At 34.6% G+C, this 11930-nt stretch carries 13 protein-coding genes; 4 read left to right on the forward strand and 9 right to left on the reverse strand.

The features are described 5' to 3' along the window. Positions 1-8: 8 nt before the first annotated feature. Positions 9-287 (reverse strand): GNAT family N-acetyltransferase, encoded by a 279-nt coding sequence (locus AC58NB_RS02870; RefSeq protein ID WP_497425310.1) that lies wholly within the window; start codon positions 285-287, stop codon positions 9-11. Between the two features lie 508 nt (positions 288-795). Continuing rightward, entirely contained in the window at positions 796-1647 is an 852-nt protein-coding gene (locus AC58NB_RS02875; protein ID WP_497425311.1) for an alpha/beta hydrolase, read from the reverse strand. Between the two features lie 185 nt (positions 1648-1832). Here AC58NB_RS02875 and hemH point away from each other — a divergent pair, with 185 nt between their 5' ends. Further along, entirely contained in the window at positions 1833-2795 is a 963-nt protein-coding gene (hemH, locus tag AC58NB_RS02880; RefSeq protein ID WP_497425312.1) for a ferrochelatase, read from the forward strand. Between the two features lie 377 nt (positions 2796-3172). Here the strand turns inward: hemH and AC58NB_RS02885 are convergent, their stop codons facing one another. Next, positions 3173-3628, reverse strand: a complete 456-nt coding sequence (locus tag AC58NB_RS02885; RefSeq protein ID WP_497425313.1) for a threonine/serine exporter family protein — start codon at positions 3626-3628, stop codon at positions 3173-3175. A 12-nt stretch (positions 3629-3640) separates the two neighbouring features. Beyond that, the gene (locus AC58NB_RS02890; protein WP_497425314.1) at positions 3641-4396 is read right to left on the reverse strand and encodes a threonine/serine exporter family protein; all 756 of its coding nucleotides are present in this window, start codon (positions 4394-4396) and stop codon (positions 3641-3643) included. A 257-nt stretch (positions 4397-4653) separates the two neighbouring features. Here AC58NB_RS02890 and AC58NB_RS02895 point away from each other — a divergent pair, with 257 nt between their 5' ends. Further along, positions 4654-6447: a M3 family metallopeptidase gene (locus AC58NB_RS02895; RefSeq protein ID WP_497425315.1), complete on the forward strand. Its 1794-nt coding sequence runs from the start codon at positions 4654-4656 to the stop codon at positions 6445-6447. 53 nt (positions 6448-6500) lie between these two features. Here AC58NB_RS02895 and AC58NB_RS02900 read toward each other — a convergent pair whose 3' ends face one another. Then, a complete protein-coding gene (locus AC58NB_RS02900) occupies positions 6501-6815 on the reverse strand; it encodes a thioredoxin family protein (RefSeq protein ID WP_497425316.1) in 315 nt (104 codons plus the stop codon). Between the two features lie 176 nt (positions 6816-6991). On the opposite strand from AC58NB_RS02900, the gene AC58NB_RS02905 reads away from it, so the two are divergent. Continuing rightward, positions 6992-7177 (forward strand): hypothetical protein, encoded by a 186-nt coding sequence (locus AC58NB_RS02905; RefSeq protein ID WP_497425317.1) that lies wholly within the window; start codon positions 6992-6994, stop codon positions 7175-7177. Between the two features lie 48 nt (positions 7178-7225). Here the strand turns inward: AC58NB_RS02905 and AC58NB_RS02910 are convergent, their stop codons facing one another. Next, positions 7226-7426, reverse strand: a complete 201-nt coding sequence (locus tag AC58NB_RS02910; RefSeq protein ID WP_497425318.1) for a hypothetical protein — start codon at positions 7424-7426, stop codon at positions 7226-7228. Between the two features lie 299 nt (positions 7427-7725). Here AC58NB_RS02910 and yfkAB point away from each other — a divergent pair, with 299 nt between their 5' ends. After that, a complete protein-coding gene (gene yfkAB, locus AC58NB_RS02915; RefSeq protein ID WP_497425319.1) occupies positions 7726-8853 on the forward strand; it encodes a radical SAM/CxCxxxxC motif protein YfkAB in 1128 nt (375 codons plus the stop codon). A gap of 299 nt (positions 8854-9152) precedes the next feature. On the opposite strand, the gene AC58NB_RS02920 is transcribed toward yfkAB, so the two are convergent. From AC58NB_RS02920 to AC58NB_RS02930, 3 genes are all read right to left on the reverse strand, one after another. Further along, positions 9153-9713: a transglycosylase SLT domain-containing protein gene (locus AC58NB_RS02920; RefSeq protein ID WP_497425320.1), complete on the reverse strand. Its 561-nt coding sequence runs from the start codon at positions 9711-9713 to the stop codon at positions 9153-9155. Between the two features lie 699 nt (positions 9714-10412). After that, a complete protein-coding gene (locus tag AC58NB_RS02925; RefSeq protein WP_497425321.1) occupies positions 10413-10892 on the reverse strand; it encodes a DinB family protein in 480 nt (159 codons plus the stop codon). Positions 10893-11145: 253 nt separating this feature from the next. Further along, positions 11146-11439: a hypothetical protein gene (locus tag AC58NB_RS02930; RefSeq protein ID WP_497425322.1), complete on the reverse strand. Its 294-nt coding sequence runs from the start codon at positions 11437-11439 to the stop codon at positions 11146-11148. Positions 11440-11930: the final 491 nt, after the last annotated feature.

Here is an 11930-nt window from a genome sequence, read left to right on the forward strand (position 1 = left end):
TGCTGAAACTATATTAAAATATCCTGATATTCTTCCTCCTTTTCAAGAATCATTTTAGCAAAGGGGCATATAGGCCTTATATATTTATTTTCTTTCCTCGCAAGCCATACAACCCGATTTACTAATGCCTTACCCAATCCTTTTCCCCGACAGCAATCTGCAACTAATGTATGGTAAATGATAATGAAATCTTGGGCTGTTTCCTCTTTTCTCTTGGCCACAAATTCAATTTGAGCAACAATTTTACCGTCAACCGCAATATAAAAGTCATCTTTACGGATCGTCATAATATGATCACCCGCCCCTCTATCGTAATTGCTGCTATTTGGAAGAAAACAATATATAGAACTTTATAAATAGTATATTCATAAACAACTCATGTATGGTTTATAAAAATTCAGTAACGGATTTCAGAAAGCTTTTAAATATTGTCGAAAATTTCTTGTATATCCTATATCTAAGCAACAAGGCAATCAAATTGATTTCATCTCTCTCATTCACTATTAGTATATGAACAGTCCCAATCATTTAGTTATAAAAAGTTTATTATGATCAGATAATCACTTTATATTTACTCCTTCCTTTAACAGAGTAATACATACTCTTATTTGTACAATTTCAATGACTTTAACTCACAATCTCTTTTATCCCTTCCTCAACCCCTGCTATTCTTGCCAGTTACCTGCAAGGCAAATGTTAACCCAAAAAAGCAGTCCAATTCTATGTGATTTGGACTGCCTTACTTATACGATATCAGTTTTGAATTTATTAGATGATTCACAGAGTACATCACATTTAACATGGAGGATAAAAAACCTTTTTCAGTTCATCACTTATTAGATTCCACGCCTCTTCAGCTTGATTCAATTCACCTGAATGGGTAAAGGCATGAGCTGCCCCTAAAAATTTCCTTTTGATAACTGGAACGCCCGCTTCTTCTAGCTGACTTGCATAATAATCTGCTTCATCTGCTAATGAATCGAATTCAGCCGTAATGATTAAGGCGGGAGGCAAATCTTCCAAATCCTCTGCATATACAGGAGAGACTAACGGATTCTCGGCATCCTTCATTGATTTTAAATAAGATTCATTAAATAATTTGGCCAGTCTTGGTGATATAGCCTTTTCATGCTTTAGTTTCAAATCTGGATCAGTGGCAAGGTCAAGCGGCGGATAATCAAGAATTTGCTTAACCAAAGGTATCTGCTCCCTATCTTTATTCAATAAACAAAGAGCAGCGGCCAAATTGCCTCCTGCACTATGTCCACCAACTGCTATTCGCTGATTGTCTATCTGAAGGACACATGAATTTTCATAAAGCCATTTTACAATATCATAGCATTCATATAAAGCAGTTGGAAATTTGTGTTCCGGTGCCAGATGATAATCGATATTTACGACTATACATCTAGCTCGATCTGCTATCACAGGACACCAAGCATCATCTAGTTCAGCGCTTCCCATTACAAAGCCACCGCCATGCATATTCACATAGACTGGTAAGGGCTCCACCCCTTTATTTTTTGGTCGATACGTAAGAATGCGAGTATGGCCAAAACTAGTTTCAATTAATCTCTCTTCTCTTTCAACTTCAGGTATTATACTAGGTTTCAAGGAGGAGGCCTGTATCATTTTACGTTCCATCATACGTATGGTTTTTACGAGAATTTTTTGATTAAAAACAAGCAATGTATACACCCCTTTATTCAAAGCCTGCAAACTAATGATTTAAAAGTTAAACAGTTTGTGAATAGACAAAAAGTTTTTGTAAAATAAATTGCATTTATATTAAAATAATTATGACAATAACATATTAGGACAGGAGAATAGATATGGATAAGACGGCAATTCTTTTAGTTAACTTAGGCACACCAGATCAACCAACAACGATATCTGTACGCTCCTATTTAAAAGAATTTCTAAGCGACAGAAGGGTAATTGATTTACCAAAGTGGAAATGGATGCCCGTCCTGCACGGAATTATCCTTAGAAAACGTCCACCAAAAACGGCTGCACTCTATCAATCCATATGGACAGAAGAAGGTTCACCTTTACTAGCGATCTCTATTAAACAAAAAAAAGAATTGGAAAAACATTTTTCTCATTCTAATATTAGAGTATCACTCGCTATGAATTATGGGCAACCATCTATTGACGATGAATTAGAAAAGCTACATAAATGGGGTATTCGCCGATTAATCGTATTGCCTTTATTTCCGCAATACTCTTCGACTACCACAGCTTCTATTTGGGATCATTTAAACAAAACATTATCCACTTGGAAAGATATCCCAGAAGTTATTTTCTTACGTGACTTTCCAAATCATCCAGTATGGATCAAATTATTAAAAAGACGAATTGAACTTTGCACTAAAGAGCATGGACACCCTGATGCAGTTGTCCTTTCCTACCATGGAATACCTAAAAGGTATGTCACTGAAGGCGACGATTATCCCTATCAGTGTTTAAAAACAACTCATGCATTAAAAACCGAACTACCAAATTATAACTTTATCATGAGCTATCAATCCAAATTTGGCAAGGAACCTTGGTTAGAACCATCAACCAGTGATACATTGCGTCATCTTGCTAAAAGTGGTTCTAAGCACATCCAAATCCTCGCTCCAAGTTTCACAGTTGATTGTCTTGAAACATTGGAAGAACTTCAAGTGGAAAATAAGACCATTTTCGTGGAAAATGGTGGTGAAAAATATAATTACATAGAAGCAGCAAATGATGATCCATTGTTTATTGAATGTCTATTGGATATCATTAAGCCTTATCTTCATCAATAAATAAAAGAGAATCAAACAACCATGACCCTTTGAAAAAAGTACCAATTATATCATATCATAACCCACATAAAAGAGTTAAAGCAGAATATTGCTAAAAAACGAACCATCTTAACGCGGGTGGTTCGTTTATAGTAAAATTATTTTAAATGAGAGCTTTCATTTACTTCATTTATCTAAGTAGACCCTTGCAGTCAGTCTGGTCAGAGTCCCTTGCTGTATTCTCCAATTTATTAAATCACAAAAAATCCTACACAAAGGTGTACTACACTACTTTCAAGTCCCCCCAGCTCATTGCAAAACAAATCGCCATCGCTCTCATACTAGTGACCTAACCAATAAAAAAACAGCACGAATATAATCGTACTGTCCTACTATAGTTATTTGGATACTATTTTTATACTTTTAATAATATATAAACTACTCTTGAATATGATATCTGATATAACAAGGCCGATTGCAATGCCGACAGCACTATAGCCAACATTTAAAAATCCGATTAATGCACCATTATAGTCCTGTAAGATCAACAGGCGAAATGCCTGGAAAGCTGTAATTCCTGGAACAATAGGTACCAAGCCGGGAACATAAAAGACAGTCAGCGGCATTTTAAAGATTCGGGCAGAAATTTGGCCGGCAAGAGCCAATAATAATGAGCACACCACACTGGAAAGAAAAATTCCATATCCTCCTGTACTTAAAATCCAATATCCCATCCAACCGCACATTCCTACCAGACCGCCAATTGGAATAGATTTACGTGGAACATTGCATATGACTGCGAAAGAAATCGATGATAAAAAGCTAAAAACCATATGAAAAAGGATTTGATTCAATTTACCCTACTCCTAATTGATAAATAAATAATAGACGGTGGCAACACCTGTACCAATTGCACCAGCAATGAATACAGCCTCCACTAACCGGATCGTACCGGAGAGATAATGTTTTGCCATCATATCGCGAATGGCATTAGTCATCGCAATTCCAGGGACTAATGGCGCAACAGCCCCAATCATGACAGAATTTAAATGGCTCCCCATTATACTATTAATATAATAGGCCACAAGCCCACCTGTTAATGCGGCAAGATATTCTACAATAAAAGGTGTTTTCATTAATTTAAAACAAAACAAATACGTACTATAGCATACAAGACCACCAATCACACTTGCCGGTAAATCAATAAATTCCCCATTCATAATCAACATAACACTACCGCTCAGTACAACTGTACAAATAAGTTTAATCCATAAGGGAAAATCCAAAGGATCCTGATCAACAGCTTTGAGTTCGGTAAGCACTTCTTCAATTGTTAAAGATCCCTCAGAATACTTCCTTGAAATTTGATTGACCTTCGTAACTTTCTCGAGATTATGATCACGATTATCGATTCTGACAAAATTCGTATTGTCCAAGCCGATATTCACAAAGATCCCATTAACCGTTACATATGTAAATGATGCTGTACCAAACTTTATTCCAAGTGAGGTACTAATCATCCTTTCCATCGTTTCTTCTACACGGCTCGTTTCCGCTCCATTTTCTAGCATGATTCGGCCCGCCAGCAGACTTGCGTCAATAATCAGCTTATGTTTATCCATTGCCACTGTGCTTTACTCACTCCACCCTCAATATCGATCAATGCTTTTATATTGTACAATAATTATTTCGAAAAGAAAGAGGTAAAAGAAGTGCAAATTAAGAAATTTTAGAAGAGTTAACTAGAACTAGACTTTTTCAAGTATGAATTGGCTATTTTAGCGAGGTTATAGATCTAAATAGACTAATTTTATTTATATTCCATTTTATGGATTACCGGATTATACTGAAATTATACTGTTTTTAGGAGGTTGCTCTAATGAATCAATTGTTCCCGATTAACTGGGATGTTAGTACTTTATATAGGGGCGGCAGAGACACGAATGACTTAAGTATGTTTATGAAAAAAGTGACTCAACAACTGGAAATCTTAACATTTCAAATTAGTGATTCATACTCTTTCACCGATGCAGAGATTTTGATTGCTTTTATGGAAGAAATCCAGTACATCATGAAGGCCTCATTAGAAATCGACGACTTTTTGATTTGTTTAGAATCGGAGCACGGCACAGATACTTATTTATCGCAATTATTATCAGAAAGTTCCGTCATAAAGATGAGTGTAGATAGTTTACTAACTTTATTCGGACAAAGATTAGCAGAAATCCCCCACCCTGATTGGGTACGACTCCTCCAGCATAAATCGATTAAACCTCATACATTTTATTTGGAGGAAAAAAGAAACATAGTTAAAAGTCGCTTACCTCTACGAGAGGAAAAAATGATCAATACATTATCAGTTAATGGTTTTATTGCCTGGGAAGAATATCATGAACACTTAATAGATCAAGTATCATTTGAAGTCGATACGGAAGGAAAAAACCAAACCTTATCGCTTCATCAATTAAACCAATTGGCCATACTATCCGAGAATCGAGAACAGAGAAAAATGTATGCACAACTATTAAAAAATAAATTAATAGAATTAGCTCCTTCTGCTGCAGCTATATTTAATCATCTTTCAGGATTTCGCCTTGATGTATTTAAGCTTCGCGGTTGGGACAATCAGTTAAAGGAAATGCTTGAACAAAACCGTATTCATCATGAAACACTTGAGACAATGATGGAGGTAATTAAGAAGCAACGTCCAATCTTCCATCGTTTTTTTGAGAGAAAAGCCAAATTGTCCAATCTAGAATATTTAGATTGGTACGATTTATATCATTCTACTTTCACCTCATATGACTCGATTCCTTATGATCAAGCTGCCAAACTAGTAATTTCTCAATTCAGCCAATTCAGTGAAAAACTCGGTTCTTATGCTGAAAATGCTTTTAATAAAGGATGGATTGAAGCAGAAAACCGCTCGGATAAAAGAGGTGGAGCATTTTGTGCCAGTTTCCCTCTTGCTAAAGAAAGCCGTATATTCCTTACCTACATGGGCTCCTATCTCGATATTGTAACTATTGCACATGAATTGGGCCATGGGTATCATAATTTCATCATCCATCAAGAACCCGCATTTGCTCAAACTTACGGCACAAGTGTGGCTGAAACTGCTTCTACATTTACTGAAAATCTGGTAGTTGATTCGGCTATTCAACATTCTTCAGACCTTACACAGAAACTAGCGATTTTAGAAATGAAAATCGGACGTGCATTCAATTATATTGGAGAAATACCGATCATGTTTGAATTTGAACAGCAAATGTATCAGAAACGGTCCAGGAAAAAGGCAAGTGACGAAGAAATGACATCCCTCTTTCATAATCTTAAACGGGATTTATACAAAAACATAGTTAAGGATATAAATCCTTACACTTGGGTTGCACAAAGTCATTTTTATAGTACAGAAAAAGCCTTTTACAGCATTCCATACACGATTGGTTATTTGTTTAGTAATGGGATTTATGCTCTTTCTAAAAATTCCGGCTCTGACTTCTCTGAGAAGTACGACGAATTATTAAGAAATTCAGGAAAAATGTCTGTTGAAGAATTAGGAATCACGTATCTGAAGCAGGATTTACAACAGGAGGAATTTTGGTATCAAGCTATATTGCCGGTCAAAGAGTCCATTGAATTATATTTACAGCTGACTGATCATTTGGTCTAGTATAAATAAACCCCGTCCGTATTAGAATCAGCGGACGGGGTTTATCATTACAATTATAGAGTGTTTAAAAACTCTCTGACTTGATCGGGTGTTTTAGCATTTGCGCTATGTAAATGAGCTATTTTTTGTCCGTTTTTATAAACTAACAACGAAGGAATCCCCATAACATTTTCTTTTTCTGCTAATTCCGGGAATTCATCTTTATCAATTGTGTACCATTGTTTATCTGGATTCTCCGAGATTATTTCACCAATAAATATATCAAGCCGTTTACAATCTGGACACCAAGTTGTTGTAAATATTTCTACTGTTAGCTTATCACTCTTTATTTGTTCATTAAATTCTTGCACAGATGTAACTTGTTGCATACTCTTATCTCCTTCCACTCTCTCTATTCATATAATAAACAATTTTTACGTTTTATACATTTTAAATGCTTATTATGTTATTAACAAAGATATTTTCATCAACCTATACCTTTTTTCATATAAATTGGTACAATAGACTTATAAATATGAAATATTCTTACAATTGGAGGGGTTTTATGTTGCTGTTGCATTTAATGTCTGTAGAAGAAACAGAAGAGGCTATTGAACTTTTAAGATATAAATTGCAAGTATCAATCGAGAATGATGGATTATACCATAATCGGACGATTGAATTGAATAACCAACTTACCTTGTATATCAATCATTATCGAATACTGATGGAGTCAAAAAATCTAGATTGAAAAGGAACAGCTTTTCCCTTTCTTTTTCAAAAAAATAGATGAACCCTGTTACCCAACAAAGCTCATCTCCGTAGCTTCATTCATCTGTCCAGTCTCCGCCAACGGCAATCCTGTTGTTCTTTCCATTTCTGTAAGGACTTTTGTAACCATTTCATCCGACAACCCATTTGACCATTTTGTTAATTCAATACTCCCCTCCTCATCAGGGTTACCGTAGTATATTTGGATCGGTGTTCCCTTGTATTCCACCGTACGTTCCAGTAATTCACTGGCTTGCTATTCACTTCGGCTGGCACTTATTGATACTCTTTTAGCATACGTTAATGAAGAAACAGTTAGTAAACCAATTGCTGCTTTTCCAAACTTTCTCATTTCTTCGCCCCACTCTTTAGATAACCAGTGAACCTTTCATCATATAATGTTAGTTATCTTAGCTTCCAAAATTAGATTTTTAACTTTTCATAGAATCCCAAAAAGTAAGAATGTTGACATACTTCTAAATTAATGACCATAATATGGGATATGAAATTTTTATGAGGAGTAATAGGATGATCACGTTAAATACACAAAAATTCACAGCCTTAAGCCCGGATTATGACCCATGGGAAACATATATGGATGTTGAGCAGCATGGAAAGCTAACCCTTTCTAACATCGAATTCACAACCACAACCCTATGCAATATGCGTTGCGAACATTGTGCCGTTGGCTACACCCTTCAACCGAAGGATCCTGTGGCACTGCCATTGGAACTATTAATTCGCCGCTTGGACGAAATCCCACATTTACGTTCCATCAGCATAACCGGTGGTGAACCTATGCTTTCCAAAAAGAGTGTTGAAAATTATGTTGTACCATTATTAAAATATGCACACTCACGTGGGGTACGAACACAAATTAATTCAAACTTAACGCTCCCACTTGAGAGATATGAATTAATTATTCCGTATTTGGATGTATTGCACATTTCACATAATTGGGGAACAATCGATGATTTTATTGATGGCGGATTTGCAATGATGGAAAGAAAACCCACTCGCGAGCAGCGCCAAGTATTATTTAATAGAATCATAACGAATTCACAAGCATTAACAAAAGCAGGCGTACTTGTCTCTGCAGAAACCATGTTAAATAAACGAACCCTGCCTCATTTAGAACATATACATAAACAAATTGTGGAGGAAATGGGGTGTCAAAGACACGAAATACATCCCATGTATCCAAGCTCGTTCGCTTCCGCTTTAGAAACACTTTCATTAGATGATATGAGAAAAGCAATCCACCATCTACTTGATATTCGGAATGAGAACATATGGATGCTCTTTGGTACACTGCCATTTTATCCATGCAGTCAAAATAAAGAGGACCTTGAATTGCTACAGAGATTATATTCCACCAAAAAAGTGACTGTCCGAAACGATCCTGATGTTCGATCTCGTCTGAACGTAAATATATTCAGCGGTGATGTTATCGTGACAGATTTTGATAATGCTCCACCACTAGGGAATATTAAACAACAATCCTTACCAGAAGCGTATAACGCCTGGATGGATTCAAGTCTGGCTGATTCATTAAATTGTCATTGCCCATCAGTAAAATGTCTAGGGCCAAATGTATTGGTTAAAAATGCTTATTATCCTACGATGAATTTTAAAGAGAATAGAACCAATTTATAAGATAAATGGATTAGAGGCTGTTACGTAAATCCTAAAAAGGATTACCAACCGCCTCTTTTTTTTATGGGTAAATGGTTAAATTTTACAGAAACAGTCTGTATACTCTTTCTGTGCTGTGATGATTACTCTTTATACCTCTGAATCGTACAACATCATGCATTTTGTTCTCTTGGAATCATATTCCCCTGTAATACACGCCCCTCATAATTCGTAGAGACATATTAAATACTCTCCTGATCAGACATCCTTTTTAAAAGAACAACAAAAAACAGCGTTCGCTTAACGAACGCTGTTAATAATTAGAACCATTTATTCACTTTAGCAAGGCATTGGTTATGCTTTTTAATATACGCTTTAGCTTTACCGTATTTTTTAAATCCACCTTCACCCTTGTTATACGCACTCAAAGTCGCTTCTTTCAAAGCTGTCCCTTTATACCCTTTTTTCTTATATTTTTTTTGTAAATCAGATAGCATATATGTACCCCAATTAATATTTACATATGGATCATAGGCGCTATTTTTTGTTTTAGTGATTTTAGCTAAATTTTTGTGATTGACTTTATTAATTTGGAAATATCCGTAGTTACTTCCGCCCTTTGCTTTAGCTTTCATATTACTTTCATGCAGCATCACTGCTAATGTTTCTTTATAATTTAATCCTCTGTTTTTAGTCATTTTATACAGGTATTCCTGTTGAGCTCTTGGTAAAGGAACTTTTTTTGAATACTTAAATCCAGCTAAACTGCTACTTGCTGCTTCAGTCTTATGACCCGGTATTGTCGTACTAGCGATTAAAGTAAAAATGAATATAATACTGATAGCAATTTTTACAAATAGTTTAGGTTGTAATTTAATCATATAAACTCCTTTTCATAAGCATCTTTTTGTTCTGGTACTCTTGTACTATACCAAAACTAGTATCTATAAATTATTGAATTCATCAGATTATAACGCTATTGTAAAGCTAGCGTATTCAATGTAACTATAATGTAATAAAAGTACGCTAATTTAAATATAAAAACCTACTATTTGAAAACACTCTCTAAAAAATTTACTAAATTAATAGGCAACACAAATTGTATTGATTCCTTTTACATGGTTTAAAAGTCTAAATAAATTGGACACAAAAGAAATCACCCATAACTTATTGAAGATCCTGAAAGATGAAGTATAGTTTAGTTAATCTTAATGGACTGTGTTTACTTATTAATGAGTGAAGGTGGAAGAACTAGTTAGTAATAATAGTATGTAGAGTAATCAAAATCGATTAAAAACAAATAAAATCCGAACTATTAGGCGAAAGATTAAAATATCACCTAATAGTTCAGATTTAGCAATAAATGAATACTAATGTCACAATCCCCTACATGCAACGATATTAAAAGATAGCCATCTGACAAACAAAAGAGTAAACAGAATTAAAAAGTAGTAGAATAGAGGCGAATTTTTATTGAGGAAAACAAATAAATACAGAAGAATGTTTTTCAGATCTTTTATGCATGTAAAATAGGGATATCATTCATCTTTCTTTTACTTGTCTTCCTTAAGATTAATTGTCTAACTTAATATCTCTTGCATTTTAACGAGCTTTTTTAATGTGATTATATTTCCAAGATGGATGCCTTCATAAAAAATAGTTCGTATAAGAATTTGTTCGATTGTATACATTCCTGATTCATTAACAGCAAATTCTTCTTCCAGTCTTTCACCATATAAATTTCGAATCATAAAAGGCTGTATCGCAAGCAGTCGCTTTAAATAGTCTAATGTTGGGATTCCTTCTCCCCATTCATCGGGGCTTGTACCATATCCAAACCATTCATTGAAATGATCGGGGATCATAATTGACTCTTTCGTTAATTGCTGGATCCATAAATACTGATTCAGATACACATGACCAAGATTCCACCGTATATTGTTCTTAAATCCTTCAGGTATAATATTTGCTTCGTCTTCATTAGTAGTTTCTACCGTCACTAACAATTCATGTCTAAAATCAGCTAATTGATTGAAAAGAACTTCATGTCTTTTTAACATCCTGCTCCCTCCTTAATATGGTCTAATTATTTATTTCGGGTAATGTATGAAATTCCCCTTCCTACTTTGTAACCAATTGCAATAATCACTTTTATTTGGGCTGAGTAACCACTTTCTTCAAAACACCTTTCCGATCTTCACTAATAATATAAATATACTCACCCATATAAATAGGTAGTTCATTCTCTGTTAATGGAGGAAAACCGTTTAAATAAAAAAACATCCAAATAGGGATTGGACGTTTGATTCTTTATTAGGCTGATTTTAGAGACTTAAGTATCGTAAGCTGCAGAGATTTTTCATTTGTCAGTTTCTTTCTTTCCACTATTCTATAATGCATTCCATCAATAACAAAATGTCCATTGCCAGAATAGATTACCTCTTTCCCCTGTTTCTCTAACTCATATTTAATGGCAACCATATATTCGTTTACATTTGGATACTTTCCGTTCATCCTTAGGATGATTGGTGGATTTTTATCCTTGTCTAATTTCGCAAAAAAGAGAAAACCTAGACCAACGCAAAATATAGCTAATATGTATATCACGTAAATCACCTTATTTCCATATATTAACTATATTTTAAAACAAAAACCCCGAATATTCTACAGCCTTTACCACATATTCCTAATAGACGAAACAAATAGCTATATTATTTAACCCATATAAAATCCAGGTACTCTTGTCTCATTTATGTAAAGGCATACCTTATTTATCATCCAATCTGCAAGTATAGCTTCATAATTCTCTTTCTTATCACTTCCCTTTTTAACAAAGGAGTCATACTTATCGCATTATTTTAATCTAAACCAGAAAAAAAACGTGTTTCTTCTATATAATATGTATTCACTCAAAACGTCGAATTAAGTTCAATAACATAGTAATTTTTAAAAAAACCTTAGAACTATGTCATATTTTAGTTTATAATAAAAATAAACGACACAGTAAATAACAACGGGTACTAAACAAAACCACCCTACATAAAAACAGAACACTAATCCCATTCAATGTCATAGAATACTAACAGGTAAATGCACGA

The sequence above is a fragment of the Pradoshia sp. TA40_28 genome (assembly GCF_059694525.1).

Excerpts from the sequence above, each read along its gene's own strand:
- AC58NB_RS02870 (WP_497425310.1), bottom strand. The coding sequence starts at position 287 with ATGACGATCCGTAAAGATGACTTTTATATTGCGGTTGACGGTAAAATT.
- AC58NB_RS02875 (WP_497425311.1), bottom strand. The coding sequence starts at position 1,647 with ATGATGGAACGTAAAATGATACAGGCCTCCTCCTTGAAACCTAGTATA.
- hemH (WP_497425312.1), top strand. The coding sequence starts at position 1,833 with ATGGATAAGACGGCAATTCTTTTAGTTAACTTAGGCACACCAGATCAA.
- AC58NB_RS02890 (WP_497425314.1), bottom strand. The coding sequence starts at position 4,396 with ATGGATAAACATAAGCTGATTATTGACGCAAGTCTGCTGGCGGGCCGA.
- AC58NB_RS02895 (WP_497425315.1), top strand. The coding sequence starts at position 4,654 with ATGAATCAATTGTTCCCGATTAACTGGGATGTTAGTACTTTATATAGG.
- AC58NB_RS02900 (WP_497425316.1), bottom strand. The coding sequence starts at position 6,815 with ATGCAACAAGTTACATCTGTGCAAGAATTTAATGAACAAATAAAGAGT.
- AC58NB_RS02905 (WP_497425317.1), top strand. The coding sequence starts at position 6,992 with ATGTTGCTGTTGCATTTAATGTCTGTAGAAGAAACAGAAGAGGCTATT.
- yfkAB (WP_497425319.1), top strand. The coding sequence starts at position 7,726 with ATGATCACGTTAAATACACAAAAATTCACAGCCTTAAGCCCGGATTAT.
- AC58NB_RS02920 (WP_497425320.1), bottom strand. The coding sequence starts at position 9,713 with ATGATTAAATTACAACCTAAACTATTTGTAAAAATTGCTATCAGTATT.
- AC58NB_RS02925 (WP_497425321.1), bottom strand. The coding sequence starts at position 10,892 with ATGTTAAAAAGACATGAAGTTCTTTTCAATCAATTAGCTGATTTTAGA.